At 71.5% G+C, this 26,753-nt stretch carries 23 protein-coding genes; 14 read left to right on the top strand and 9 right to left on the bottom strand.

Annotated features, from left to right (window positions below):
* Positions 1-3: 3 nt before the first annotated feature.
* The 7 genes from OKJ99_RS15080 to OKJ99_RS15050 all read left to right on the top strand — a co-directional run bounded on the left by OKJ99_RS15080 (position 4) and on the right by OKJ99_RS15050 (position 8,775).
* The gene (locus OKJ99_RS15080) at positions 4-1,197 is read left to right on the top strand and encodes an anhydro-N-acetylmuramic acid kinase (protein ID WP_326016713.1); all 1,194 of its coding nucleotides are present in this window, start codon (positions 4-6) and stop codon (positions 1,195-1,197) included.
* The gene (locus tag OKJ99_RS15075) at positions 1,194-2,342 is read left to right on the top strand and encodes a serine hydrolase domain-containing protein (protein WP_326016712.1); all 1,149 of its coding nucleotides are present in this window, start codon (positions 1,194-1,196) and stop codon (positions 2,340-2,342) included. Before OKJ99_RS15080 ends, OKJ99_RS15075 begins: the two co-directional genes overlap by 4 nt.
* Positions 2,339-4,000: an ABC transporter ATP-binding protein gene (locus OKJ99_RS15070; protein ID WP_326016711.1), complete on the top strand. Its 1,662-nt coding sequence runs from the start codon at positions 2,339-2,341 to the stop codon at positions 3,998-4,000. Before OKJ99_RS15075 ends, OKJ99_RS15070 begins: the two co-directional genes overlap by 4 nt.
* Positions 4,001-4,135: 135 nt before the next feature.
* Complete coding sequence (locus tag OKJ99_RS15065) at positions 4,136-4,879, top strand: GntR family transcriptional regulator (protein WP_326016710.1); 744 nt, start codon at positions 4,136-4,138, stop codon at positions 4,877-4,879.
* Between the two features lie 30 nt (positions 4,880-4,909).
* Positions 4,910-6,052, top strand: coding sequence for an N-methyl-L-tryptophan oxidase (solA, locus tag OKJ99_RS15060; RefSeq protein WP_326016709.1), 1,143 nt, complete (start codon positions 4,910-4,912; stop codon positions 6,050-6,052).
* A gap of 75 nt (positions 6,053-6,127) precedes the next feature.
* On the top strand, positions 6,128-7,588 hold the full coding sequence (locus OKJ99_RS15055; protein WP_326016708.1) for a sodium:solute symporter family protein: 1,461 nt from the start codon (positions 6,128-6,130) through the stop codon (positions 7,586-7,588).
* The gene (locus OKJ99_RS15050; RefSeq protein WP_326016707.1) at positions 7,585-8,775 is read left to right on the top strand and encodes an NAD(P)/FAD-dependent oxidoreductase; all 1,191 of its coding nucleotides are present in this window, start codon (positions 7,585-7,587) and stop codon (positions 8,773-8,775) included. The genes OKJ99_RS15055 and OKJ99_RS15050 overlap by 4 nt, the downstream gene beginning before the upstream one ends.
* A 6-nt stretch (positions 8,776-8,781) precedes the next feature.
* On the opposite strand, the gene OKJ99_RS15045 is transcribed toward OKJ99_RS15050, so the two are convergent.
* On the bottom strand, positions 8,782-9,966 hold the full coding sequence (locus OKJ99_RS15045) for a 4-hydroxybenzoate 3-monooxygenase (protein WP_326016706.1): 1,185 nt from the start codon (positions 9,964-9,966) through the stop codon (positions 8,782-8,784).
* Positions 9,967-10,113: 147 nt separating this feature from the next.
* Between OKJ99_RS15045 and OKJ99_RS15040 the strand changes: the two genes are divergently transcribed.
* The 7 genes from OKJ99_RS15040 to OKJ99_RS15010 all read left to right on the top strand — a co-directional run bounded on the left by OKJ99_RS15040 (position 10,114) and on the right by OKJ99_RS15010 (position 16,471).
* The gene (locus OKJ99_RS15040; protein WP_326016705.1) at positions 10,114-10,422 is read left to right on the top strand and encodes a 3-keto-5-aminohexanoate cleavage protein; all 309 of its coding nucleotides are present in this window, start codon (positions 10,114-10,116) and stop codon (positions 10,420-10,422) included.
* A 152-nt stretch (positions 10,423-10,574) separates the two neighbouring features.
* Positions 10,575-11,693, top strand: a complete 1,119-nt coding sequence (locus tag OKJ99_RS15035) for an NADH:flavin oxidoreductase (protein WP_326016704.1) — start codon at positions 10,575-10,577, stop codon at positions 11,691-11,693.
* A 214-nt stretch (positions 11,694-11,907) separates the two neighbouring features.
* On the top strand, positions 11,908-13,005 hold the full coding sequence (locus tag OKJ99_RS15030; protein WP_326016703.1) for a carbohydrate kinase family protein: 1,098 nt from the start codon (positions 11,908-11,910) through the stop codon (positions 13,003-13,005).
* An 11-nt stretch (positions 13,006-13,016) separates the two neighbouring features.
* The gene (locus OKJ99_RS15025; protein ID WP_326016702.1) at positions 13,017-14,429 is read left to right on the top strand and encodes an ABC transporter substrate-binding protein; all 1,413 of its coding nucleotides are present in this window, start codon (positions 13,017-13,019) and stop codon (positions 14,427-14,429) included.
* Positions 14,426-15,325 (top strand): carbohydrate ABC transporter permease, encoded by a 900-nt coding sequence (locus OKJ99_RS15020; RefSeq protein ID WP_326016701.1) that lies wholly within the window; start codon positions 14,426-14,428, stop codon positions 15,323-15,325. The genes OKJ99_RS15025 and OKJ99_RS15020 overlap by 4 nt, the downstream gene beginning before the upstream one ends.
* The gene (locus tag OKJ99_RS15015; RefSeq protein WP_326016700.1) at positions 15,322-16,143 is read left to right on the top strand and encodes a carbohydrate ABC transporter permease; all 822 of its coding nucleotides are present in this window, start codon (positions 15,322-15,324) and stop codon (positions 16,141-16,143) included. Before OKJ99_RS15020 ends, OKJ99_RS15015 begins: the two co-directional genes overlap by 4 nt.
* Positions 16,144-16,150: 7 nt before the next feature.
* Positions 16,151-16,471 carry a hypothetical protein gene (locus OKJ99_RS15010; RefSeq protein WP_326016699.1) on the top strand — a complete coding sequence of 107 codons (321 nt, stop codon included), beginning with the start codon at positions 16,151-16,153 and terminating at the stop codon, positions 16,469-16,471.
* 10 nt (positions 16,472-16,481) lie between these two features.
* Here OKJ99_RS15010 and OKJ99_RS15005 read toward each other — a convergent pair whose 3' ends face one another.
* From OKJ99_RS15005 to OKJ99_RS14970, 8 genes are read right to left on the bottom strand one after another with little or no spacing between them, the layout of a single operon-like run.
* Positions 16,482-17,150 carry a TetR/AcrR family transcriptional regulator gene (locus OKJ99_RS15005; RefSeq protein WP_326016698.1) on the bottom strand — a complete coding sequence of 223 codons (669 nt, stop codon included), beginning with the start codon at positions 17,148-17,150 and terminating at the stop codon, positions 16,482-16,484.
* A 46-nt stretch (positions 17,151-17,196) separates the two neighbouring features.
* Positions 17,197-19,638, bottom strand: coding sequence for a glycoside hydrolase family 2 protein (locus OKJ99_RS15000; protein WP_326016697.1), 2,442 nt, complete (start codon positions 19,636-19,638; stop codon positions 17,197-17,199).
* A complete protein-coding gene (locus tag OKJ99_RS14995; RefSeq protein WP_326016696.1) occupies positions 19,635-20,900 on the bottom strand; it encodes an alpha-L-fucosidase in 1,266 nt (421 codons plus the stop codon). Before OKJ99_RS14995 ends, OKJ99_RS15000 begins: the two co-directional genes overlap by 4 nt.
* A 32-nt stretch (positions 20,901-20,932) precedes the next feature.
* Positions 20,933-21,949, bottom strand: coding sequence for an ABC transporter ATP-binding protein (locus OKJ99_RS14990; protein WP_407700700.1), 1,017 nt, complete (start codon positions 21,947-21,949; stop codon positions 20,933-20,935).
* Entirely contained in the window at positions 21,936-22,973 is a 1,038-nt protein-coding gene (locus OKJ99_RS14985) for an ABC transporter ATP-binding protein (RefSeq protein ID WP_326016695.1), read from the bottom strand. The genes OKJ99_RS14990 and OKJ99_RS14985 overlap by 14 nt, the downstream gene beginning before the upstream one ends.
* Positions 22,970-23,941, bottom strand: coding sequence for an ABC transporter permease (locus OKJ99_RS14980; RefSeq protein ID WP_326016694.1), 972 nt, complete (start codon positions 23,939-23,941; stop codon positions 22,970-22,972). Before OKJ99_RS14980 ends, OKJ99_RS14985 begins: the two co-directional genes overlap by 4 nt.
* Positions 23,938-25,011, bottom strand: a complete 1,074-nt coding sequence (locus tag OKJ99_RS14975) for an ABC transporter permease (protein WP_326016692.1) — start codon at positions 25,009-25,011, stop codon at positions 23,938-23,940. Before OKJ99_RS14975 ends, OKJ99_RS14980 begins: the two co-directional genes overlap by 4 nt.
* Before the next feature lie 5 nt (positions 25,012-25,016).
* A complete protein-coding gene (locus tag OKJ99_RS14970; protein WP_326016690.1) occupies positions 25,017-26,705 on the bottom strand; it encodes an ABC transporter substrate-binding protein in 1,689 nt (562 codons plus the stop codon).
* Positions 26,706-26,753 lie beyond the last annotated feature (48 nt).

Below are 26,753 nucleotides of genomic sequence, written 5' to 3'. Positions count from 1 at the left end.
GTGATGCGCGTACTCGGCATGATCTCGGGGACCTCGCACGACGGCATCGACGTCGCCGTCGTCGACTTCACGCAGGACGGCACGACGCTGCGCGGCCACCTCGCCCATCACGGCTCGACCCCGTACGCGCCGCGGCTGCGCGCCGATCTCGTGGCCGCGCTGCCGCCGCGCCGGATCACAGCGGCGGACGTCTGCGCCCTGGACACCCGCATCGGGCAGGCCTTCGCCGACGCGGCCCGTGCCGCGCTCGACCAGGCGCCCGCCGACGCGGTGTGCAGCCACGGCCAGACCCTGTACCACTGGGTGGAGGGCAACACGGCCCGTGGCACGCTCCAGATCGGCGGACCGGCCTGGATCGCGCAGGGCACGGGCCTGCCCGTGGTCAGCGATCTGCGCAGCGCCGACGTCGCCGCGGGCGGCCAGGGCGCCCCGCTCGTCCCCCTGCTCGACCGGATGCTGCTCGCACCCGACGTGGAAAAGGGCCTGCGCGTCGGCGCGCTCAACCTCGGCGGCATCGCCAACCTCACCGTCGCCGCCCCGGGCTGCGAACCGGCCGCGTGGGACATCGGCCCGGCCAACGCCCTCATCGACGCCGTCGTGGCCGACTCCCCCGACACGGCCGACGTGTTCGACCGCGACGGCCGCCTCGCCGCGTCCGGGACGGTGGACGACGAGCTGCTCGCCGGACTGCTCACCGAGCCCTACTACGCGCTCGCGCCGCCCAAGAGCTGCGGCAAGGAACTCTTCGACGCGCTGTACGTCTCCGGGTACGTGGAGAAGGCGGCGCGGCGGTCCGGCCGCCGCCCCGCGCTGGACGACGTGGTCGCCACCCTGACCGCGCTCACCGCGGAGACCGTCGCACGGACCGTGCGCGAGGCACGTCTCGATGTGTTGTACGTGTCCGGGGGCGGCCTGCGCAATCCCGCGCTGATGGCCGCGATCACGGGCCGGCTCGACGGCCTCCCGGTGCGGTCGAGCGATGCGCTCGGGGTGCCGTCCGACGCGAAGGAGGCGCTGGCCTTCGCCCTCATCGGCTGGCACAGCCTGCACGGGCTGCCGGGCAATGTGGTGGCGTGCACGGGGGCTTCGCGCGAGCGGGTCCTCGGACAACTCACCCTTGGTGAGCGGGGATTGATGACTCCCGGTGCGCCGCCGCCGCGGCCCGAGCGGCTGGTGGTCACCGGCGGGGTGGCATGAGCGTCGACCTGGCCCCGGCGGCCGCCGAGGTCCTGGGGACGGGTGGCCCTGGCCGGCGTCCTGCCGGGGTGTGTCTGGGCGTGGCCACCCCCGCCACGGGCACCGTACTGGCGGCGGCGGGCTGGGCGCGGCGCCCCGACGGCTCGGTGCCGGGCGAGCCGATGACCACCGGGACGGTCTTCGACCTGGCGTCGGTGACGAAGGTGGCGGCCACGACGGCCGTGGCCATGCGGCTCGTCGCGGCGGGACGCCTTGACCTCGACGCACCGGTGGGGCGGCACTTGGCCGGGTTCCGCACCAGTGGAGACGTTCGCGTCCGTGTCACCGCCGCCCACCTGCTCGCCCACCGCTCAGGGCTGCCCCCGTGGTGGCCGCTGTACTGCCGGACCACGGACCGCGAGAGCGCACTCGACCTGGCCGAGCGGCTCCCGCTGGAGACACCACCCGGCTCCCGACGCACGTACTCCGACGTGGGTTTCATGCTGCTCGGCCGCCTCGTCGAGCGGGTCACGGGCATGGGCCTGGCCACGGCGTTCCGGCAGTGGGTCGCCGAGCCGCTCGCCCTGACCCGCACCGGCTTCGGGCCCGTCCCACCGGCCACCGCCGCCGTTTGCAGTGACGGCGACCGGATCGAGGCGCACATGGTGGAGACCGGCCGGCCCTACCCCGTGCCCTTCACGACGGCCGACTTCACCGGCTGGCGGACCACGCCCGTCCGTGGCGCGGCGGCCGACTGCAACACCGCGCACGCCTTGGCGGGTGTCAGCGGGCACGCGGGCCTGTTCGCCCCGCTGGACGAGCTGCTCCGGCTGGCCTCGGCCCTCGTGCACGACGAGTCCTTCGTCCCGGCGGCCGTACGCTCCCGGTTCCTCGCGGTGGCGGACCCGCGCGACCCCGAACAGGGCCTGGGTTTCCGGCGGTTCACGCTGGACACTCCCGACGGGCCGGTGCCGATGGTCGGCCACGACGGGTTCACCGGGACGCACGTCGCGGTGGCCACCGACCGCCCGCTCGCCCTGGCCCTCGCCGCCACCCGCCTGCACGGCACGCGCACGGACCGGGCGGGTCTGCTGCCCGTGGACCACCTGGCCGCCGCCGCACACCACGGAACGGTACGAGCCCTCACACCCCTGGAGTCGCCATGACCGCCCCCGTCCCGGCCGAGGCCGATCCGCGCGACGGCGTCGCCGCGCGCGGCGGTGCCACGCTGCGCATCCGCGGTCTCTCGGTGGCCTACCGGACCTCCGGCCGTGATGTCACCGCCGTGGACCGGGTCGACCTCGATCTCGCGGCGGGCGAGACGGTGGCGGTGGTCGGGGCTTCGGGTTCGGGCAAGTCGACGCTGGCCGCGAGCGTCAACCGGCTCCTCGCCGACAACGGGCGGATCACGCGCGGCTCGGTCCACCTCGACGACCTGGAGCTCACCACCGCTCCGGTCAAGGTCCTGCGCCAGGTGCGCGGCGCGCGGATCGGGATGGTGCCGCAGGACCCCATGACGAACCTCGACCCGGTCGCCACGATCGGCTCGCAGATCACGGAGGCGCTGCGGGTGCACGGCCTCGCGCGGGGCGAGCGGGCCCGCGCCGAGGCGGTGACGCTGCTGGAACGCGCGGGCATCACGGACGCGGCGTCCCGCTTCTCCCAGTATCCGCACGAGTTCTCCGGCGGCATGCGCCAACGCGTCCTGATCGCCATGGCGTTGGCCTGCCGCCCGGACGTCCTGATCGCCGACGAGCCCACCTCGGCGCTCGACGTCACGGTGCAGCGCCTCGTCCTGGACCAAATGGCCGCACTTACCCGGGACTTGGGGACGTCGGTGCTGCTCATCACCCACGACCTGGCGCTGGCCGCCGAGCGGGCCGACCGGGTGGTGGTGATGCACGAGGGCCGCGTCGTGGAGACCGGCCCCGCGCACTCGATCGTCGCTGATGCCCAACACCCCTACACACGCCGCCTGTTGGCAGCGGCCCCGGGTATCGCCCGCGCCAAGGTGACACCGCTCCCCCACCCGGCCCCCACCACGCTGCCCCTCCTCGAACTGCGGGGCGTCACCAAGGAGTACCGGCTGCGCGGCCGCCGCGAGCCGCTGCGCGCCGTGGACGACCTCAGCCTCACCGTCCATCCCGGCCGCACGGTCTCCCTGGTCGGCGAATCCGGCTCCGGCAAGTCCACGACGGCCCGCATCGCCCTGCGCCTGGAGGACTCCGACGCGGGCACGACGCACTTCGAGGACGCGGACGTCACCAGGACGCACGGCCGTCGCCTCCTCCCGTTCCGCCGCGCCGTCCAGCCGGTGTTCCAGAACCCGTACGCCTCCCTCGACCCGCGCCACACCGTCGCCCGGATCGTCGCCGAGCCCCTGCGCGTGCACGGCATCGGCGCCGGCCGCGCCGACCACCGCGCACGGGCCGCCGACCTGCTCGACCAGGTGGCGCTGCCCTCGGCCTGCTTGGACCGTTACCCCCACGAACTCTCCGGCGGCCAGCGGCAGCGGGTGGCCATCGCCCGGGCCCTCGCGCTCGGGCCACGGCTGATCGTCATGGACGAGGCGGTGTCCGCGCTCGACGTCCTGGTCCAGGACCAGATCCTCGACCTCATGGTGGAACTCCAGCGCGACCTGGACCTCGGCTACCTGTTCATCAGCCACGACCTGGACGTGGTCCGCCTCGTCTCCCACCACGTCCTGGTGATGCGCGCGGGCCGCGTGGTCGAACAGGGCACACCCGCCGCGATCTTCGACGCCCCCCAGCACCCGTACACCCGCCAGCTCATCGCGGCGATCCCGGGCAAGAGAGCCCTCTGACCGGGCCCTCGCCCGCCTCGCTCTTCGCCCCGCCCGTTCCCGCACCCCGCCGCGCCCCGAGAATGGCCCCGTGGGCGGAGATCACATCACTCCGCACTATTGACCGGTCAATTGGCGAATGGTTGGATCAAATCAATGGGCATCCCCAAGTACCAACTGATCCGGGCCGAGATCGAGGCCCGGATCACCTCGGGCGAATGGCAGCCCGGCACCCGCGTACCGACGGAGGCCGAGCTGCGCGAGGAGTACGGGGTGAGCCGCGCCACCGCGCAGCGCACCCTGCACGAACTCGCCCAGGCAGGCCTGGTGGTCCGCTACCGGCGGCGCGGAACGTTCGTCGCCGAAGGGGCCCGCCAGGAGAATCTGCTGCGCTTCACCGACGTGCGGCAGACCGGGCCCGAGGTACCGGGTCCGCACATCGTCCAGTCCGCCAAGGTCGTTCCGGCGGGTGACGCCGGCGTCACCCTGCCCGGAGTGTCCGACACCGAACCCGTCAACGAGCTGCGGCGCGTCAAGTACAGCGAGGACGGCGAACCACTGGCCGTCGAACTGTCCGCCGTGCCCTTCTCCCTCGCCCCGCACCTGCTGAGCGAGGACCTGGAACAGCTGACCATCCTGCACTACTTCCACCGCACCGGTATCCCCGTCAGCACCTCACGCATGTACGTCGAGGCCCAGGTCCTGGACGACACGACCGCGGCCCTGCTGGAGACCCCGCCCGGCGAGGCCGTCCTGCGGCTGCGACGCCTTACCCGGCTCACCGACGGCGGGCTCGCGGAGGCCATGTGGCACATCATGCGCCCGGGCCGCACCGAGTTCTTCGTCGAGCAGTCGGTCCTGGAGGTGCCACAAGCGCCGGAGGTACCGGGCGGCTCCTGACCCTTCTCGTACTCGCTGGAAGGAACCCCCATGCCCACTTCCCCGCTACGCGTCGCCGTCGTCGGCACCGGTGTCATCGGCGCCATGACGGCCTGGCACCTCGCCGCCCGAGGTGCCGAGGTGCTCGCCCTCGACGCGTACGCCCCCGGCCACGACCGCGGCGCCTCGGCCGGCGAGTCCCGGATCTTCCGCACCGCGTACAAGGAAGGCGCGTCCTACGTTCCACTGCTGCGCCGCTCGTACGAACTGTGGCGCCGCCTGGAAAGCGAGGCCGACCGCGAGCTGCTCACCCTCTGCGGCGGGCTCACGCTCGGCCCGCCCGACCATCCCGATCTGCGCGCCGTGCGGGGCAGCGCGGCCGAACACGGCCTGGACGTCGAGGTGTTGGACGCCAAGGACGCCGCTCGGCGCTTCCCGCAGCACCGGCTCGACGCGGACGAGATCGCCGTCCTCGACCCGGGCGCCGGAGTGCTCCGCCCCGAACCCGCCGTGCAGTCCGCGCTCGCCCGGGCACAGGAGCTGGGCGCCCAACTGCTGCCGTACCACCGGGTGGACGGGCTCGATGAGCGTCCCGGCGGCGGCTGGCACGTCCGTACCCAGCAGGGCACGTACGACGTCGATCACGTGGTGCTGAGCCCCGGCCCCTGGTCCGGCTCGTTCGCCCGGCTCGCGGGGCTTCCGCTTCAGGGGCGGCGCATCACGGCCGCGTGGTTCGCCGCCAAGGACGTCGCCGCCCACCGGCCCGACCGGCTGCCCATCGCCATCCGGCGCCACCACGAAGCCGGATTCTCCTGCTTCCCCGTACTCGACGGAACCGCCGTCAAGATCGTCCCGCACCACCTGCCGTGGCACGACACGGACGCCCCCGAGGACCTGCCCCGCAGCGCGGACACCGGGTTCGCGCGGGCCGCGTCCGCTGCCGTGGCCCGGCTGCTGCCCGGCCTCGTCCCGCACCCCGTACGGATCGGTGTGTACGCGGAGGCGTTCAGCGCCGACGACCACGCGCTGGTCGGCCCGCTGCCCGGCGCGCGCGACGCCACACTCCTCGCCGGGTTCTCCGGGCACGGCTTCAAACTCGCCCCGGTCTTCGGGGAGATCGCCGCCTCCCTGGTCACGGACGGGAAGTCGCCGTACGACATCTCGTTCCTCGATCCGGCGCGCTTCACGGGCTGACACACCACTCCCCCCACCCGCACGGCACCGCACACCCTCCTGGCTTCCCCCTGCCCTCCCAAGGAGCGTGACCCCTTGCCGCACCACTCCACCGCTCAAATAGCCGCGATCGTCGTCGCGGGTCTGGTCATCATCGCCGCCGGGGCACTGCTCTCGGTGTACTTCGGCCGCCGCGCGAAGAGTTCCGCCGACTGGCTCTCCGCGCCCGAGTCGCTGCCCCTCATCGTCGTCGTCATCACCCAGTTCGCGACGGCGGCGGGCGGTGGCGTACTGATCGCCCACGTCGGCATCGCGTACGCCTCCGGCTGGTCGGTCTTCGCGTACGAACTCTGCGTCGTGCTGGGCTTCTTCGGGCTCGCCCTGACCGCGCGCTGGCTGCGCGACCAGGGCTTCGGCACCGTCCCGGATGTCGTCACCCGCCTGTTCGGGCACAGCCGTGTCGTCGTGGCGCTCGCCGGGGTGTGCGCCCTGGTCGTCCCGTTCGGCTGGCTGGCCACTCAATTCGTGGCGTTCTCCCAGCTGTTCGGGCAGCTGACCGGGCTCTCGCCGAGTCTGCTGATCGCGGTCATCGCCGCGGGTTCGCTGCTGTTCGTGCTGCCCGGCGGGCTGACGTCGGTGGCCTGGACGGACTTCGTCTTCGGTATCTTCAAGATCGTGATGTCGCTCGTGGTCGCCGCCTACGCCGTCCATCTCGCGGGCGGCTGGAGCGGCATCACGACACATGTGCCCGAGCGGCTGTGGCAGCCGTCCGGCCTGTTCGCCGCCGGAGGCGACCAGGTGTGGCTGTGGGTGGCCGCGATCCTGCCCGGCACCCTCACCAACCAGCTCTACTACCAGCGCATCTTCGCCACCAAGAACGTCTCGGACGCCCGCCGCGGCATCATCCTCAGCGGGCTCACCATCCTGGTCGGCGGTGTCTACGCGGCCGCCATCGGCCTCTCCGTCCGCGCCCAGCACCCCGGCCTGACCAACCCCGAGGAGGCGGCGGGCTGGCTGATCACGCAGCTGCCGCCGCTTCTCCTGGTCACCTACGGCGCGTTCCTGGTCGCCACCATCGTCTCGACCTCGGGCAGCGCGCTGCAGTCGGTCGTCACCAGCCTGGTGCGCGACCTGTACAGCAGCGTCGTGGGCGGGCGGCGCACCGACCGCCGCATGGTGACACTCTCGCGGCTCTGTACGGTCGTGGTCACCGCGATCGCCGCCGTGCTCGCCATCTCGTTCCCGACCGCGCTCACCTGGCTGGTCGCCACCTACGCGTACTCGGCCGCCGCGCTCGCCGCACCGCTCTTCCTCGGCTACGCGCTGCGCCGCCGGTTCCGACTGACACCTGCCGCGGCCCTCGCCGCGATGACCGCCGGCCTCGCGGGCTGCGGCGCGGCCCAACTCGCCGACACCGTCGTGCCGTACGCGGTGTACGGCATCGCCGCCTCCACCGTCGTCCTGCTCGGCTGCGCCCTCGCCTCGGGCCGCCCGACGGCCCCCGTGCCCGCCCAGTCCTCCCCCGTCCCCGCACCGGAAGGAAGCACCTCCGCATGACCGCACCCACCCCCCGCATCGCCGTCATCGGCGCCGGAGTCCTCGGCACCGCGACCGCCCGCGCCCTCGCCCTGCGCGGCGCCGCGGTCACCCTCTACGAGAGCACCGGATTCGCCGCCGGAACGACCGGCACCACGTTCGCCTGGATCAACTCCCATGCCAAGACCCCGATTTCGTACCACGAGCTGAACATGGCGGGTGTCGACGAGCACCACGCGCTGCGCGAGGCGGGCGGCCCGGCGCCCGACTGGTTCTTCCCGTCCGGGAACCTGGAGTGGGCGGCCGACGACGTGGGCGACGCACGTCTCGCGGAGGCCCTTGAACTCCTGGAGGGCCGTAACTACCCGTGGCGGTGGCTGAAGCCGGACCGGGCCCGCGAGCTCGTGCCCGACCTGCGGATCCCCGACGAGGTGCGGCGCATCGCGTACTTCCCCGAGGAGGGCTACGTGCTGCCGCATCCGCTCGTCGCCCGCCTGTGGGGCGAGGCCCGGGACCACGGCGCGGAGCTGCGCTGCCCGGCCGAGGTGACCGGCATCGACGAGCGTGCTTCGGACGTGCGGATCGAACTGGCCGACGGCACCAGCGAGGCCTTCGACCTGGTCGTCAGCGCGACCGGGCGGTGGAGCGAGCGGACCGCGGCGCTGACCGGGGTGTCACTGCCCATGGCGGACCCGAACGCGCCCGGCTCCGCCACGGTCGGCCTCCTCGGCTACACCTCGCCGACGGCGACGCGCCTCGACGCGGTGCTCACCACGCCGCGCCTCAACGTCCGCCCGGACGGCGGCGGCCGCCTCGTCGTCCAGGGCCTCGACCTGGACCCGGACGCCGACCCGGCCGCCCCGCCGCCAGTGGACGGTCCGCACGCCGCTCAACTCCTGGACCGGCTGGCCGACTTGCTGCACGGCACGCGCGGCGCCCGCCTCGAATCGTTCCGGGTGGGACAGCGCGCCCTCCCCGCGGACGGCCTCACCGTCGCGGGCCGGCTGCGCCCGGGCGGCAGGGTCTACGCGCTGGCGACGCACAGCGGCATCACGCTCGGCCCGCTGCTCGGGCGTCTCGCGGCGCACGAGCTGCTGACCGGCGAACGGGACCCGCTGCTCGCCGACTTCGCCCCGGACCGCCTCACGGGCGCGGACCCCGGGTCCTTCGGAGAGCTGGAGCGTCCGCGCTTCGCCGGCCAGCAGTGACCTGGGCTACTCCGTGAGCGAAGGCCCCATGTACTGCTCCGCGAAGGACCGTACGTACGCGGGGTCGTCGCGCAGCCGCTGCCACCGGGCCCGGCGCAGCCGTTCGCGGTAGGCGGCGTGCGGGGTGCCGGGCTCGTCGGCGTGCAGGAGTTCCAGCATGGTGTGGCTGAACTCCTGCACCTGCCACACGTCGGCGAGGCGGCGCCGGGAGTACGCGGCCAGCACCTCGTCCAGGGGCTCCTCGCCCGCGAAGTGGCCCGGAAGGGATGCGGCGAGGTCGGCGGCGTCGGCCACCGCGAGGTTCATGCCCTTGCCCCCGGAGGGCGGCACGATGTGCGCGGCGTCGCCGAGCAGCACGACCCGTCCGTGGTGCATGGGTTCCACGACCTTGGTGTGCATGTCGACGACGGCCCGGTCCAGGACCGGTCCTTCGTTGAGCGTCCAGTCCGGCAGGTCGAGCCGTATGTGCAACTCCTTCCAGATCCGTTCGTCCGGCCACTGCGCGACGGTGTCACCGGCGGGTATCTGGAGGTACATGCGTGTCACGTCGCGGGAGCGCAGCATGTGTCCCGCGAAGCCGTCGGGGTGCTGCGCGTACACGGTGTGTCCTGCGGACGGCGGTGCCTCGACGAGCACGCCCAGGAGGCGTGCTTCGTGCGGGACGTCGTACCGGGTGAAGGCCGAGTCCGGCAGCGCCGCGCGCGTCGGCCCGTGCCATCCGTCGGCCCCGGCGACGACGTCCGCGCGGAGCACGGTGCCGTCGGCGCACACGACGCGCGGCGCCTCGTCCGCCACGACGTCGGTGACCGGGGTGCCGAGCAGCAGGGTGCCACCATCGCCGACGTAGGCGTCCAACAGGTCGGCCACGACGTCCTGTTGGGGATACACGTAGCTGGGCGCGTCGCCGCACCACGCCTCGTAGTCCACGGTGACCCGCTCGCCCTCGGCGTGTATCTCGCAGCGTGTGTGCGCGAGGCCCTCGGCGCGCAGCCGGTCGGACAGTCCGTGCCGGTCGAGCAGCTGGACGGTACGGCGTTCCAGGAAACCGGCCCGCGAGCGCGCCAGCAACTGCTCCCGCGTGAACTTGTCGACCACCACACAGTCGATCCCACGCCGCCGCAACAACACACCGAGCGTCAGCCCGGCGGGACCCGCTCCGACCACGACCACACTCGTGTCGACCGTACGCACCAGATCTCACTCCCTCTGCGGGCCGGGAGGGGGAGGCCGGCCCCGTCGGCGCACGTTACGGGAGTGATCGACACGGGTGTGCGGCAGGCCCCCTGGTCATCCGCTCCCCGCCGCCCCGCACCCGCACGTGCGGCCCAGATGAATGCGGTGCGGCAGCCCTCGCGGAGCCTCGCGGACGGTCCGCTGTTCGTCCAATCGGTGCTCGGGCTCCTCGGCGGGATCGGCGCGGGCCGCCACCAGCTCCCGCTGGCGACCATCGGCGCCGCCCAGGGCTCCCACGTACGCGTGGGCCTGGAGGACTCGCTGTGGATCGGTCCGGGCGAACTGGCCAGGACCAACGCCGAGCAGGTGTCCCGGATCCGCACCGTCCTGGAGGCCCTCAACCTGGAGGTCGCCACGCCCGACGAGGCCCGCGAGATCCTCAATCTGAAGGGGCGGGACAAGGTCGGCTTCTGAGCACACCCTTGCTCAGCTGCGCGAGGGTGTCGGGGATCACAGAGCGGCGCGGGCGGCCTGCGGAATGTGTGCGGGAGCAGGGCGGTTGGCACGGGCGCGATCACACCTCGCACCCTGCCGACCAGTACCCATGCACTTCTTTAGGAGCACCCGTGGCCGACCCCACGTCCCGCGCCGCCGAGATACTCTCCCGCCCCGTCGCGCTGAACGGCCTGACCGTCCCGAACCGCATCGCGATGGCGCCGATGACACGCATGTTCTCGCCGGACGGCATTCCCGGTGAGGACGTGCGCTCGTACTACGCGCGGCGGGCCGCGGCGGGCGTCGGCCTGATCATCACCGAGGGCACCTACGTGGGCCACGACTCGGCCGGCGACAGCGACCGGGTGCCGCGCTTCCACGGCGAGGAGCAGCTGGCCGGGTGGGCGCGGGTCGCCGAGGACGTGCACGCGGCGGGTGGCACGATCGTTCCGCAGCTGTGGCACATCGGCATGGTGCGCAAGGCGGGACAGCCGCCCTTCGCCGACGCCCCGCCCGTCGGCCCCTCCGGCATCCGCGTGGACGGCACCGAGGGCGAGGGCCGGGCGATGACGCAGGCCGACCTGGACGATGTCGTCGAAGCCTTCGCGCAGGCCGCCGCGGACGCGGAGCGGATCGGTCTCGACGGCGTCGAGGTGCACGGCGCGCACGGCTATCTGCTGGACCAGTTCCTGTGGGCGGGCACCAACCGTCGTGGCGACGCCTACGGCGGCGACGCCGTGGCCCGTACGAAGTTCGCGGCCGAGGTCGTGGCCGCGATCCGTGAGCGCGTCTCCGCCGAGTTCCCGATCATCTTCCGCTACTCGCAGTGGAAGCAGGAGGCGTACGACGCGCGGCTCGCCGAGACCCCGGAGGAGCTCGACGCGATCCTCGCCCCGCTGGCGGCGGCCGGTGTCGACGTCTTCCACGCCTCCACCCGCCGCTACTGGCGTCCGGAGTTCGACGGCTCGGACCTGAACCTGGCGGGCTGGACGAAGAAGCTCACCGGGAAGCCGACCATCACCGTCGGCTCCGTCGGTCTCGACGGCGACTTCATCCGCGGCTTCGCGGGCGAGGGCTCCCCCGTCAAGGGCATCGACGACCTTCTCGACAGCCTGGAGCGCGACGAGTTCGACATGGTCGCGGTCGGCCGCGCCCTGCTCCAGGACCCGCAGTGGGCGGCGAAGGTCCTCGCGGGCCGCTTCGACGACCTGAAGCCGTACGACGCTTCGGCGCTCAAGACGCTGAGCTAGCCCGAAGCCCGAAGCCCGACGAAGGGGCGTTCGCCCTCCCGCCACGCGGCCGGAGGGCGGACGCCCCTTCGTCATGCACGGAATGCACGGAATGCGCAGACGGCGAGCCCGCGCAAAGGTGAGCAACTTCTTGCAACTGCCTGGCCGGAAGTGCATGGTATCGATCATCGTCGCGCTGCATCGGCCGACGTCTGCGAACAGGGAGGGTACGACGGTGAGTCCGAGCAGGGCGGTGTGCGACTGCATCGATCCGCTGGCGGGGGTACGTGCCACCGGCGATCCCGAACACGACGTGTTCCTCACGGGAACCGTCTTCATGGACCTTGTCTTCACCGGGCTCGACGGCGCCCCGCGCATCGGCACCGAGAACTGGGCTCGCGGCATGGGTTCGAGCCCCGGCGGCATCGCCAACATGGCCACCGCGCTCGCCCGCCTGGGCCTGCGCACCACGCTGGCGGCCACGTTCGGCACCGATCTGTACGGCGACTACTGCTGGGAGTCGCTCGCCGACGTCGAGCGCGTCGACCTCACCCACTCGCAGCGGCTGCCCGGCTGGCACTCGCCGCTGACGGTCTCCATGGCGTACGACGGCGAGCGCACCATGGTGACGCACGAGCACCCGGCGCCCCCGCTGGAGCACACCGTGCCGCGCGCCCGCGCCGGAGTCGCCTCGCTCGAACCCGACCGCGAGGACGCCTGGTTGCGGCAGGCGCACGACCAGGGCGCCCGGATCTTCGCCGACGTCGGCTGGGACGAGTCGGGCCGCTGGGACACCGCGACGCTGACCGGACTCCCGTACGCCCATGCCTTCCTGCCCAACGCCACCGAGGCGCTGCACTACACGCGCACCGACACCCCGCAGGACGCGGTGGCCAGGCTGGCCGACCTCGTGCCCATCGCCGTGGTCACCAAGGGCCCCGAGGGCGCCGTCGCCGTCGACTCGCTCACCGGGGAGCACGCCGACGTCCCGGGCCTGCGGGTGGAGGCGCTCGATCCGACCGGCGCCGGGGACGTGTTCATGGCCGGGTTCGTGACCGGCACCCTCGCCGGGTGGCCGCTCGCCGACCGCCTCGCCTTCGCCAACCTCACGGCCGCCCTGTCCGTGCAGCACTTCGGCGGTTCGCTGTCCGCGCCGGGCTGGGTGGAAGTGGCCGCCTGGTGGGGCGAGTTGACCGCGCGGGCCAAGGCCGGCGACGCCGCCGCCGCGGACCTGGCGCGCCGCTACGGCTTCCTGCACGACCTCGTCCCCGCCCGCCTGCACGAGGTGGCCCGCCGCCGCGCCACACCGACCCTCGGCTTCCGCGCCGCGTAGGAGACACCACCATGAGCCCAAGATTCACGCGGAGGTCGATGCTCGCGGCCGCCCTCGCCGTCGGCGCCGCGAGCTGCACACCCGGCACCGACGGTTCGGGCGCCGCGGCCGGCGACACCGCACCGGGCGGCGGCAACGGCATCCCCGACCCCGCGAAGGCCGGGAACGTGACGCTGCGCGTATGGGACCAGGAGGTCCGCGGCGGCACCAACGCCGAGATCGAGCAGCTCAACGAGGAGTTCCAGCAGAAGTACCCGAACGTCACGATCAAGCGGGTCTCGCGGAGCTTCGACGACCTCAAGACGACGCTCAAGCTAGCCCTGTCCGGCAACAACCCGCCCGACGTCGTCCAGGCCAACCAGGGCTACCCGGACATGGTGGCGTTCGTCGAGGCGGGCCTACTCACACCGCTCGACAACTACGCGGGCGTCTACGAGTGGAACACCCGCTATCCGACGACGCTCCTCAACCTCAACCGGGTCTCCGTGGCGGAGCCGGGCGCGTCCCGCCGCTTCGGCACCGGCCGTCTGTACGGGATCTCGCAGACCGGCGAGTTCGTGGGCCTCTACTACAACAAGAAGGTCCTGAAGCAGGCAGGCGTCCAACCCCCGCGCACCTGGGCGGAGTTCACCGACACTCTCGCGAAGCTCAAGAAGTCCGGGGAGCTCCCGATCCAGTTCGGCAACCTCGACAAGTGGCCCGCGATCCACACCTTCGGCATGCTCCAGGACCAGCAGGGCGCCGAGCAGGCCCGCGACACCGTCCTCGGCCGCGGCGACGGCTTCGCCGGCTCCCGTACGACGAAGGCGGCCACCACGCTGACCGACTGGCTGGACCGCGGCTACCTCCCCAAGGACGCCAACGGGCTCGGCTACGACGACGCCAACAAGAAGTTCATGGCCGGGCAGGGCGCGTACACGATCACCGGCACCTGGATGCAGGCCGACCTGAAGAAGCGACTCGGCGACGACCTCGGCGTCATGCCCCCGCCACCGCCCACCGAGGGCGGCAAGCCGGTCACCACCGGCGGCCAAGGCCTGGCGTGGTCGGTCACCTCGCGCTCCGCGCACCCCGAGGTCGCGGCCGCGTACCTGGACTTCATCACCAGCGAGCACGCGGCGGACGTGATGACTCGGAACGGCGTCCTGCCCGCGGTCCCCGGAAAGGCGGCCGACGCCCTCGACCCGAAGTCCCCCGACGGCCAAATGATCGACGGCTGGCGGCAGTTGACGTCCGCGGACGGCCTGGTCCCGTACCTGGACTACGCGACACCCACGTTCTACGACACGACCTCCGCGGCCCTCCAGGACCTCATCGCGGGCAAGACCCCGCCGCGGAACTTCGCCCGCACACTCCAGTCCGACTACGCCCCGTTCATCAAGAAGCAGCAGGGCAACGGCAGTTCGGGAGCGTCGGGCTCGTGACCAAGAGTGTGCACCCATCGCGCCGGGCCCCCGGCGAACCCCGCTCCATCGGCTACCTCTACGTCCTGCCCGCGCTTGCGGTCTACGGCCTGTTCCTCCTCTACCCCTTCGGCCAGGCAGTGGGCCTGTCCTTCCTCCACTGGGACGGACTGACCCGGGCCACGTCGGCGGGCCTGGACAACTACACAGCTCTCTTCACGGACCCCACCCTGCGCGCCCCCTTCGGCCACGCGCTCGTGCTGCTGGTCTTCTACGCGGCGCTGCCGGTGACCATCGGCCTGCTGCTCGCGGCGACGATGTCCCGCATCCGGGTCCGCGGCCTGACCTTCTTCCGTACGGTGCTGTTCCTGCCGCAGGTCCTGGCCATGGTCGTCGTCGGTGTGGCCTGGCGCTCGATCCTGGCGCCTGACGGCCTGCTCAACGACGTGCTGCGGGGCGTGGGCCTGGACAGCCTGGCCCGCCCGTGGCTGGGCGACGACACGTGGGCGCTGCCCGCGGTGGGCGTCGTCGGCACCTGGGTCATGACGGGCCTGTGCATGGTCCTCTTCCTTGCCGGAGCCCAGCGCATCCCGCGCGAACTGTACGAGGCGGCGCGGCTCGACGGCGCGGGCGCGGTGCGGGAGTTCTTCGCGGTGACGCTGCCCGGCCTGCGGGGCGAGATCTCGGTCGCCCTGACCCTCACGATCATCGCGGGTCTGCGCAACTTCGACCTGATCTACATCACCACGGGCGGCGGCCCCGGCAACGCGACGTCCGTTCCGGCCTACGAGGTCTACCACCGTGCGTTCGAACTGAACGAGGTCGGCTCGGCGGCCGCGATCGGCGTGGCGCTCACCGTCCTCATCTTCGCCCTGACCGTCACGGTCTCCCGTCTCGTCGAAGGGCGCCGCGCATGACCTCCCGCATCGAACGCACGGCCACGTACGCGATCCTGGCGCTCTTCGCGGTCCTGGCACTGACCCCGGTGATCGGCATCCTCTCCACCGCCTTCTCCTCGCCGGACGCGGTGGGCGGCGGCTTCACGCTCCCGGACACCCTGCACTGGTCCAACTTCCAACAGGCGTGGCAGCGCGTCCACTTCGGCACGTACCTCGGCAACTCGGTCCTGGTGACGGTCGTCGTGGTGACGGCCTCGACGATCCTGTCCATCCTGGCCGCCTACGCCTTCGGCACGATGCGCTTCCGCGGCTCGACGGCGCTCTTCTACCTGTTCGTCCTGGGCCTCACGCTCCCCCAGGAGGCGCTGGTCGTCCCGCTCTACTTCGACCTGCGGCACTTCCACCTCACGGACACCTACTGGGCGCTGATCCTCCCGCAGACCGCGCAGTCCCTGGCCTTCGGCGTGTTCTGGATGCGCACGTACTTCATGAACAGCAACCGCTCGGTCATCGAGGCGGCACGCGTCGACGGCGCGGGTTCATGGACCACGCTGTGGCGCATCCTCGTCCCGATGGGCCGCCCGGCCATCACCACGCTCATCGTGATCACGTTCATGTGGACGTGGAACGAGTTCCTGATGGCCCTGGTCATGATCAGCGACGAGTCGCTCCGCACAGTCCCCCTCGGCCTGGCCTTCTTCCAGGGCCAACAGAGCGCGGACACGACGCTGCTGGCGGCGGCGTCGGTGCTGATCGCGTTGCCGGTGGTGGTCGTGTATGTGGCCTTGCAGCGGAAGTTCATCGAGGGGATGTTGAGTGGGGCGGTGAAGGAGTAGGGGCGCCGTGTCGCGCACGCTCGACCTCGAAGCGATACTGCGGATCATCGACGAGCTGGCCGAGTCCGACGCGGACCCGGGTGTCGTTCTGGACCGCACGGCCGACGCCCTCGGACGCGCCGTCGGTTTCCGTACCGTGCAGGGCGAGGTCTGGACGGCGACTCCCAGCGGTCGTCCGGCCGGCGATGCGGAGCAGGTCGCTCCTGGTCGGGTGGCGACGCACACCCTCCCCGGCACCGGACAAGGATGTGCCGGTCCGGACGCCCGCGTGACCCAGGCGTACTTCCGTGACTTCATCGGGGCGCTGGGGCGGCACGTGAACGGGTGACTGCGCCAGGTCACCTCATCGCGCGGTCGAACTCCCCCTGGTCCAGAGCCCGTTGCGGCAGCGGCGTCGGCCGCTCCCGGTCGTGGCGCAGGCCGTCCAGGATGAGGGTGAGGTAGCGCTTCCACAGGTCCGGGGTGACGGCCCGGCCCTGCTCGGCGGCGGCCATCAGCATGACGTGGATGAGCGGGACGTCGGTCGGTTCGATGTCGTCGCGCAGCAGGCCGGCCTGTTGCGCGCGGGTGAGCACGGCGGCCACCGCGGGGGTGAGCCGCTCCCGCATGGAGACCGCTCGTCGCCTGTCGGGCGCGCTGTCCAGCAGGACGTCGCGCAGTCCGCGGTTGTCGGCGAAGTACTGACCGGTGACGAGGAGGAGTTGTTCGAGGCCCGTCCAGGGATCCTCGCACCGCGCCGCCTCCTCGGCCACCACGGCCAACCGCTCCACCTGGTCCTCGAAGACCGCCTCGATGAGTTCCTCGCGGTCGGCGAAGCGCCGGTAGACGGTGCCGACGCCGACGCCCGCGTGCCGGGCGATGTCGTCCAGCGTGACGTCCACGCCGCGCTCGGCGAACACCTCACGGGCTGCGGCGATGATGCGCTGCCTGTTGCGCTCGGCGTCGGCCCGCAGGGGCCGGGCGGGGGCGCTTCCGGAGGGGGTGGCGGGGGTGGCTCGGCGACTCATGTCTCCACTGTAGCGAGCCACCCGGAGACACCCCCTCCGGTTGCTGTCACGTGGCGAAGAAGCCGTTCCGGGTGTGCAGCGAGACGTCCTCGTTGTTGGGCAGCGGGGTCCCCTCGTGCTCCGGGCGCAGCACGACCGTCCCGCTCTCCCCCGGCAACAGCGTGAGCAGCGCCGTGTCCGCGCGCATGCCGGGGGCCTCGACGATCAGGTCACCGACCGCGACTCCCGTGGTGAGGTGCACGAGCACGCGGTCCTCCTTGTGCTCGACGGTGTGCTTGACGTCAGGGGCGGGCCAGCGGACGCCGTCGTCGCGTACGAAGACGTGGACCGCGCGGTCGGCCCCCGCGGTGTCCGCGACCACCAGTTCCTCGCGGCGCCGGCCCGCCTGGGTGATCGTTGGGCCGACGGGGAGGGTGCGGACCGACCGCGCGGGCACGGTGAACTCCCTTTCCGTACAGGCCACTTCTCCGTCGGCGACATGAACGCGACGCAGGACGAGTTCGCCCGTCCACGGCTCGTCCGTGTCGTTGACGAGGACGGCGCTGAGCCCCGCTTCCCTCGGCTGGAGCGTGACGAGGCGGTCGGCGAAGGCACCGCGCACCGCGTACCAGGCGGGTTTGGGGCGGCCGCCGTGGTCGATCAGGGACCAGGACAGGGCGGGCCAGACGTCGTTGAGCTGCCAGATCAGTGCCCCGGCCGTGCGTGGCCACCAGGAGCGGAAGTGCTCCACCGCGGTGCGCAGGGCGTGTGCCTGGTTGAGGCTGGTGGCCAGGTGCCAGCGGTCGGTGTCCGTGGCGATGGCGGCCGGGTCGGGGAAGCGGGCCTTCAGGCGGTCGACGAGGTGGCGTTCGCCGCCGGGTTGTTTCTGGTGTGCCAGGAGGGCCGGGTCGTCGGGGCGGTCGGGCAATGTGCCGAGCGCCTCGGTCAGCGTGGCCCGGGTGGCGGGCGCCTGCCAGCCGAACTCGGCGGCGAAGCGCGGGATCTGGTCGCGGTAGTGGGCGTAGTCGAGGAGGTTCCAGGTGTCCCAGAGGTGGCTCGGGCCGTCGCCGGGGACCTGCGGGTGGACGCCGGGCTCGCTCGCCGCGGGGCTGTTCACGACGTACACGGCGCCGGGTGCGTGGGCCTCCACGGCGGCCGGGAGCAGCTCGCGGTAGTAGCCCTCGCCCCAGGTGCGGTCCCGGATCTGCGTGCGCCAGCCCCAGTCCTCATGGCCGAGCAGGTTCTCGTTGGCGCCGTTCCAGACGACGACGCTCGGGTGGGCCGCGAGGCGGCGGACGACGTCGTCGGCCTCGGCCACCACTTCCGAGCGCAGCGGCTCCTCCTCGGGGTAGGCGGCGCAGGCGAACATGAAGTCCTGCCAGATCAGGACGCCGCGCGCGTCGCACGCCGCGTAGAAGGCCTCGTCCTCGTAGATGCCGCCGCCCCAGACCCGCAGGGTGTTCATGTTGGCGGCGCAGGCCTGGTCGACGCGGGTCTCGTAGCGGGCGGGGGTGATGCGGGAGACGAAGAGGTCGTCGGGGATCCAGTTGGCGCCCTTGCAGAACACCGGGCGGCCGTTGACCCGCAGGGTGAACGCACGGCCGTGCTCGTCGGGTGTCGTGTCGATGGCGATGTGCCGGAAGCCGACGCGGTGGTGTGTCTCCTGGAGGACCTTGCCGCCCTCGTCGAGCAGCCGCACGGTCGCGTCGTACTGCGTGGGTGCGCCGTAGCCGCGCGGCCACCACGGCTCGGGCTCCGGTACGTCAACAGTCAGCTGTCGGCGCCCCGTTGAGTCGATCGTGAAGCGCTCGGTGTGTCCCGCGACGGCGACCTCCGCCTCGCACGGGCCGCCCTCCACGGCGAGCCCGACGACGAGCGTTCCGCGCCGCAGGTCCTCGTCCAGGGTCGTGGTGACATCGACGTCCGCGCGGGCCGTGTCCCACACCTCAAGGCGTACGTTCCGCCAGATCCCGGCGGTGACGAGCGTGGGACCCCAGTCCCAGCCGCCCTCGCAGGCCATCGTGCGCAGTTCGTTGTAGGGGTACGACCAGTCGTACGGCAGCGGATCGTCGCCGGCCGCCGCCAGCATCGCCCGCGCGGACGAGGCGAAGCGCACGGTGACCTCATTCGTCCCGGGCCGTACGGCGTCGGTCACGTCGAAGCGGTAACGGCGGTGCATGTTGCGGGTGTTGCCGACCTCCGTGCCGTTGACGAGGACCGTCGCGATCGTCTGGAGTCCATCGAAGGCGAGGTGCACGCGCGAGCCGTCGGGCCGGGCGGCCACGTCGAAGTGTCTGCTGTACTCCCAGTCGGCGAGCCCGACCCACTGCGCCTGCGCCTCGTTCGTGCCGAGGTACGGGTCGGGGATGACCCCGGCCCGCATCAGATCGGTGTGTGCGCATCCCGGCACGACCGCCGGTACCTCGATGTCACCGGCGTCTCCGGTGGCATCGGTGCCACGCAGCGTCCAGCCCTCGCCCGTCAGTTCCACGATCCCGTGCCCTCTCATTCGTCCGGCCGATCCGTCGGCGCCCGATATCCCTCGGGAACCCGCGGTAGCTCCCGCACGCCCGTCTCGAAGACCTCGACGGACTCCAACACCGCGCCATCGCCCACCACTTCGACGGTCAGCTCGGATGCCGTCACCGGCTCGGTGAGGTGGATGCGTCCGGCGCCCACCGTGAGCCCTTCGGCGAGGACGCGGTCGCCTGCCCGCACCACATGGCGTACGACGCGCTGCCCGTAGGTGAGGTCCTCACGCAGCCGGATGTGGTCGAAGGCGACCGGGCCCCCGAGGGAGGCCGTCCAGGTGTCCCCGCGGGTCAGTTCGGCGGTGGCGGCCGGCGTCCCGAAGCGGCGCGTGACCTCGGCGCCGAACTCCGCCACCCGCGCGGCATCGGCGTCCGGGATCCGTCCGCGTGTGTCGGGCGGCAGGTTGAGCAGGAGGTTCGCGCCGAGGCCCACGGAGCGGTAGTGGATGGCGAGCAGGTGCTCCAGGGACTTGGGCTCGTCGTCCGGGTGCCAGAACCAGCCGCGCCGGATCGACACGTCGCACTCGGGCGGCAGGTAGAGGGCCTCGGCGAACTCGGCGGTGACGACCGTGTAGTTGCTCATCTGGGTGTGGTCGACGACGTACTCGACGGGGTCGGCCGCGAGCCCGTCCTCGTTGCCCACCCAGCGGATCGTCGGGTCGCCCATGTTGAACACCATGGCGTCGGGCTGGTGCTTGCGGGCGACGGCCATGATGGCGGTCCAGTCGTACTCATAGCCGTCCGAGCCGGCGCCGTCGAACCACAGCTCCATCAGCGGTCCGTACGAGGTGCACAGCTCGCGGATCTGCTCGGTGTAGAGCTCGGTGTACGCGGCCGGGTCGGCGTACTCGGGCGCGTGGCGGTCCCACGGGGAGAGGTACACCCCGAAGCCGAGCCCGGCCGCCCGGCAGGCCGCCGCCAGTTCGCCGACGACATCGCCCTTCCCGTCCTTCCACGGCGAGGAGGCGACGGAGTAGTCGGTGGTCTTCGTCGGCCACAGGCAGAAGCCGTCGTGGTGTTTCGCGGTGATGATCGCGTAGCGGGCCCCGCCCGCGCGGGCGGCTTCGACCCACTGCTCGGCGTCGAGGTCGGTGGGGTCGAAGGACGACGCCGGGAGGGTGCCGTCGCTCCACTCCTGGCCGTGGAAGGTGTTGATGCCGAAGTGGAAGAAGGCGCCGGTGTTGATGCGCTGCCAGGCGAGTTGGTGCGGTGTCGGTGCGAGGGGGGCGTCGGATCGCAACGCGGGTCCTTTCGGGGTCGTACGGGTCGGGCTCAGGCGTCCTGCTCGTCCTGCGCCCAGCAGTGCACCCAGTGGTTCTCGTCGACCTGGGTCCTGGCCGGGAAGGCCGTCGCGCAGACCGGTTTGGCCAGGGGGCAGCGGGTGCGGAAGCGGCAGCCGGAGGGCGGGTCGACGAGGCTCGGGGGTTCGCCGAGGGTCTCCTCGTCGTCGGAGACGTCCGGCTCGTCGAGGAAGCCGCCGCGGTCGGGGTCGGGGGCCGATTCCAACAGGAGCCTGGTGTAGGGGTGTTGGGGGTTGGCCACGATCTCGTCGCCGGGTCCCGACTCGACGAGCTGACCCGCGTACAGGACCTTGATCTCGTCGGCGAAGTAGCGGGCGCTGGCGATGTCGTGGGTGATGTAGAGGATCGCCAGGCCCTCGTCGTCGCGGAGCCTGCCGAGCAGGTTGAGGATGTCCAGGCGGATGGAGACGTCCAGCATGGAGATCGGCTCGTCGCCGAGGAGCACCTTGGGGCGGGCGGCGAGCGCGCGGGCGATGGCGATGCGCTGGCGCTGGCCGCCGGAGAGCTCGTAGGGGAACTTGTCGATGAACTGGTCGGCCGGTGTGAGGTTGACGCGTTCGAGGAGCTGGAGGATCTGGCGCTCGGTGTCCTCGGCGCCGGACGCGAGGCCGTGCAGTTTGAGGGGGCGGCTGAGGATGTAGCGGATCTTGTGGACCGGGCTGAGCGAGGAGAACGGGTCCTGGAAGATCATTTGGACCTGGCGGTAGTACGCCCGCTTCGCCTTCGCGGTCCTGGCCTTCTTGACGACGTTACCGTCGAGCCGGATCTCGCCCTCGGTGGGCGGGTAGGCCAGGGCGAGCATCCGGGCGAGCGTCGACTTTCCGCTGCCGGACTCGCCGACGAGCGCGGTGATGCGGCCCTTGTGCAGGGCGAGCGAGGTCGGCTCGACGGCCTTGACCTCCTTGCCGTGGCCGCCGGGCCCGTGCATCGGGAAGCGCTTGACGACCTCGCGGGCCTCCAGGACCGGGAGCGTCTCAGGTGCGGGCATGACGGTCCTCGGCTTCCGGGGTCGTGGCGGGGTTCCGGTGGAGATGGCAGGCGACGTCTCCGGCCTCGCCGCCGAGCCGCAGCAGGAGCGGCTCCTCGCGGTCGCAGGCGTCGAGCCGCTGTGCGCAGCGCGGGTGGAAGGAGCATCCGGGCGGCGGGGTGCGAAGGCCGGGTGGCGAGCCGGGGATGCCGGTGATCTCGCGGCGTTCGCCGTGCAGCGGCGGGAAGGCGCCGCGCAGTGCGGTGGTGTACGGGTGTCGGGGGTCCTCGTAGAGGCGGCGCGGCGGCCCCGTCTCCACGATCTTGCCCGCGTACATCACGGCGATCCGGTCGGCGATCTCGATGAGCAGCGACAGGTCGTGGGTGATGAACACCACCGAGAAGCCCAACTCGCGCTTCAGGCGTGCCACTTGGCGCAGGATCTGGCGCTGCATGACGACGTCGACGGCGGTCGTCGGCTCGTCCATGACGACGAGGTCGGGTTGGCAGGCGAGCGCGAGGGCGATGGTGGCGCGCTGACGCATGCCGCCGGACAGCTCGTGCGCGTAAGAGCGCAGCCGGTCGGCGGGGATGCCGACCATGCCGAGCAGCTCCCCCGCCCGCTCCCATGCCGCCTTCTTCGACAGGCCGCGGTGCTTGCGCAGCACGTCGGCGAACTGGGTGCCGAGGCGGAGCACGGGGTTGAGGGCGTTCATCGCGCTCTGGAAGACGATGGCCATCTTCTCCCAGCGCAGCGCGGCCAGTTGACGCTCGGTCAGGCGCAGGATGTCGGTGTTGTCGGCGCCGTCGTGGCCGTGCAGGATCACCGAGCCCGCGGTGGTCACGGCCGGCGGCCGCTCCAGGCGGGTCATGGCGGTGACCAGGGTGGACTTTCCGCAGCCGCTCTCGCCGACGATGCCGAGGGTCTCGCCGCGGCGCAGTGTGAGGTCGACGCCGCGGACGGCGTGCACCGGGTTCTCCTGGTCGAAGTAGTCGACGTGCAGATCGCGGACGGTGAGCAGCGGCGTACCAGGGGTCGCGCTCATGAGGTGGCCTCCTTCACGGGCGTGGCCTGGGCGGGGGCGGTGGCGCCTGCCGCGTGCAGACGGGCGGCGCGGGCACGTTCCCGTACCTGCTTGGAGGGCTTGCGCAGGCGGGGGTTGGACACCTCGTCGATGCCGAAGTTGATGAGCCCGGCGGCGACCCCGACCAGGGCGATGCACGCGCCCGGCGGAATGAACCACCACCAGGCGCCGCGGGTGAGCGCGGCCCCGTTCTGCGCCCAGTACAGCATCGAGCCCCAGCTGGTGATGTTGATGTTGCCGAGGCCCATGAAGGACAGCCCGGCGTCCGCGAACATCGAGCCGACGACCGCGCCGAGGAAGCTCACGGAGATCAACGGCGCGAGGGACGGGATGAGTTCGCGGGTGATGACACCCCAGCGGCTCTCGCCGGTCATCTCGGCGGCGGCCACGAAGTCCCGGTGGCGCAGGGACAGCGTCTGTGCCCGCTTCTGCCGCGCGGCCCACGGCCACGCGGTGAGGCCGATGACGAGGGCCACGGTGAGCCAGCCGCCGCGCCCCTGCACATAGCTCGCCACGATGATGAGGAGCGGCATGCCGGGGATGACCAGGAAGATGTTGGTGGCGACGGTGAGGATCGAGTCGGCGCGCCCGCCGAGATAGCCGCCGGCCACCCCGACCAGGACCGAGAACACCGTGGTGACGACGCCCGCGACGAGCCCGACGAGCAGCGAGACGCGGCTGCCGACGACGAGCTGCGCGAAGACGTCCTCGCCGTTGGCCGTGGTGCCCAGCAGGTGTGCCCCGGAGGGCGGCTCCATGGCCGCGCTGGTGTCGACGTCGCCCGGCGAGAGCCCCATCAGGTTCTCCACGACGAACGGCCCGAACACCGCGAACAGCGCGAAGAACACGATGATCGTGATCCCGACGCGGACCTTGAGGTTCCCGGGCAGCTTCGGCAGCCGCCGCCGGGCGCGTACCGACCTGGTCATGAGCGGGTCTCCCTCGCACGCGGGTCGATCAGTCCGTACACCGAGTCCGCGATGAAGTTCGCGGCGAGCACGGTGAGCGAGACGATCAGGAACAGGGCCTGCATCAGCGGGTAGTCGACGCTGGAGACGGCCTGGTAGAGCAGGTAGCCGACGCCGGGGTACGAGAAGACGATCTCCACGAGGATCTGCCCGCTGACGGCGGAGCCGATGGTGAGGGCGAAGCCGGCGACGCTCGGCAGGACCGCGTTGCGGGCGGCGTACTGGAACATCACGCGGGCCTTGGACAGGCCCTTGGCGCGCGCCAGGAGCACGTAGTCCTCGGAGACGGTCGTCACCATCATGTTGCGCATGCCGACGAGCCAGCCGCCGAACGAGGCGACGACCATCGTGATGGCGGGCAGGATGCCGTGCGTCACCACGCTCATCAGGAACGGGCCGTTGAAGGCGACCGCCAGGTCACCGTCGTACGCGCCGCTGATCGGCAGCCAGTTGAGCTGCACTCCGAACGCCATGACCAGCAGCAGCGCGACCCAGAAGAAGGGCAGCGCGCCGAGGAACATCGAGGCGGGCGTGATGAAGGAGTCGAAGCGCGAGCCGACGCGGGAGCCCGCGAGGACGCCCATCGAGGTGCCGATGACGAACGCGAGTACGGCGGTCAGCCCGACCAGGCCGATCGTCCAGGGAAGGCCGGAGCGGATCACTTCCCACACGGGCGTCGGGTAGTAGGCGACGGACGCCCCGAAGTCGAAGTGGGCGATCTGGCCGAGGTAGGTGACGTACTGGTCCCACAGTGGTGCGCCGGGCGCGCCGAACAGCCGGTAGATGCTGGTCACTTGGTCGGCGGACAGGTTCTGCTTCTGCTGCATCTGGGAGATGAGCGCGGAGGCGGGGTCGCCCGGCATCAGGCGCGGGATGAGGAAGTTGAGGGTGACGGCGACGACGGCGGCACCGATGTAGAAGCCGAGGCGCCGCAGGAAGTAGCGGGCGGCGCCGAGCCGGCCGGCCGCGGTGCGCCGGGCGGGTGGTGGTGCCTCTGCCGCGGCGGGGGTGAGCACGGGGGCGGTGGCCATGGCGGTCAGCCCTTCGCCGGGCGCAGGTTGAGCAGGATGCTCATGGCGTCGACGCCGCCGCCCCACGGGGCGGGCTGGGCGTAGGGGTTCTTCGCGGTCGGCCAGCCGGTCCAGTTCTTGCTGCTGTACTCGGAGGAGACGCCGATCGTGATCAGCGGCGCGGCGGGCACCTCGTCGACCATGATCTTCTGGAACCGGGCCGAGTACTTCTTCACGGTCGCGGCGTCGTTGGCGCTCGCCATGTCCTTGAGCAGCGCGTCGGCCTTCTTGCTCTTGTAGTGGCCGTAGTTGGTCCAGATGCCGCCGTTCTCGCTGTAGAGCATGTCCTTGAAGAAGTTGTACGGCGTCGAGTAGTAGACCCCGCCGCCGATCGTGACGTCGAAGTCACCGGACTTGCGCTTGGCGTCGATCTGCGCCGCCGCGATCGGCTTCACGTTGACGTCGATGCCCGCCTTCTTCAGCTGCGAGGCGAGGACCTTGTCGAACTGGATGGCGTCGCCCCACTCCTGCACCTCCATGATGGAGAAGCTGAGCTGCTTGCCGCTGCCGTCGACGAGCTTGCCGTTCTTCTTCGTGTAGCCGGCCTTCTTGAACTCGGCGAGTGCCTTGGAGAGTTCGGCCTCGGGCTGCTCGGCGTCCTTGTACTTGTCGTCGATCCACTTGCCCTGGGTCTTCGAGTCGAGGCCCGTGAGGTTGAGGGTGTTGAACATCCCCGGGTTGGTCACGTTCAGGAGCTGGCCGCGGTCGACGGCCAGCGACAGCGCCTTACGGACGTGGACGTCGGTGAACGGCTTCTTGGTGTGGTTGAAGAACATGAACTGCCCGCCGTAGGTGGGGTACCAGGCGTGGTGGTTCTTCGGGTCCCTGTCGATGTACTGCTTCTTGACGTCGGGCACGACGCCGCCGCTCCAGTCGAGCTCCCCGCTGAGCAGCTTGGGCACCTCGGACGCCTGCGTGATGATGGGCGCCTTCACGGTCTTGACCGGGACGTTCTTCTGCTTCCAGTAGTCGTCACGGGCCTCGAAGGTGAGCTGCTGCGGGCTGTACTGCTTGAGCGTGTACGGTCCCGAGCCGACCGGGTTCGGGTTGGTGTCCTTCGCGCCGTCCTTCTTCTTCCAGATCTTCGCGGGCACCGGGGTGGTCCCGCCGATGCTGTCGATCTTGGAGTAGGCAGGTGAGTCGAAGGTGATCCGGACGGTGTGCTCGTCCGGCGCGGAGGCCTTGGAGAAGTCGAAGGCCCAGGTCGGGGGCAGCTTGTGCTTCTTGACGTAGTTCAGGGTGAACACCACGTCGTCGGCGGTGAGCTTGGAGCCGTCGCTCCAGTTGGCCCGCTCGTCGAGATGGATGGTGATCTTCTTGCCGCCGTCGGCCCACTCGTACTTCTTCCCCAGCCAGGGCGTGAACTTGCCGCCCTCAAGGATGTTGAAGTCGAAGAGTGCCTCGTACTGGAACCCGAAGGTGCCCTGCGTCGGCTTGAGGGCGAACGGGTTGAAGTTGCGGTTGATGGTGGTGCCCGCGAAACCGAGGTTCGTGGTGAGCGCGCCGCCACTGGCGGAGCCGCCCGCCGGGCTGGGCGCCGCCGAACAGCCGGACAGGGCGAGCGAGAGCACCGCTGCGCCGACGGCGGCGACGCGGGCGCCGGTACGCGCGGTGGTGGGTCGGGACGTGGAGGTCACGCGGGGCTTCGGGTTCATCTGTGGCTCTCCGGAGGGGTGTTGGGGGCGGGGGACATCGCGTGAGGG

Origin of the sequence: Streptomyces endophyticus, from assembly GCF_035798155.1 — a bacterium.
In the GTDB taxonomy this organism is placed as follows: Bacteria; Actinomycetota; Actinomycetes; order Streptomycetales; family Streptomycetaceae; genus Streptomyces; species Streptomyces endophyticus.
The sequence above is the reverse complement of the archived record's forward strand: the minus strand, read 5'-3'. Positions and strand labels throughout refer to the sequence as shown.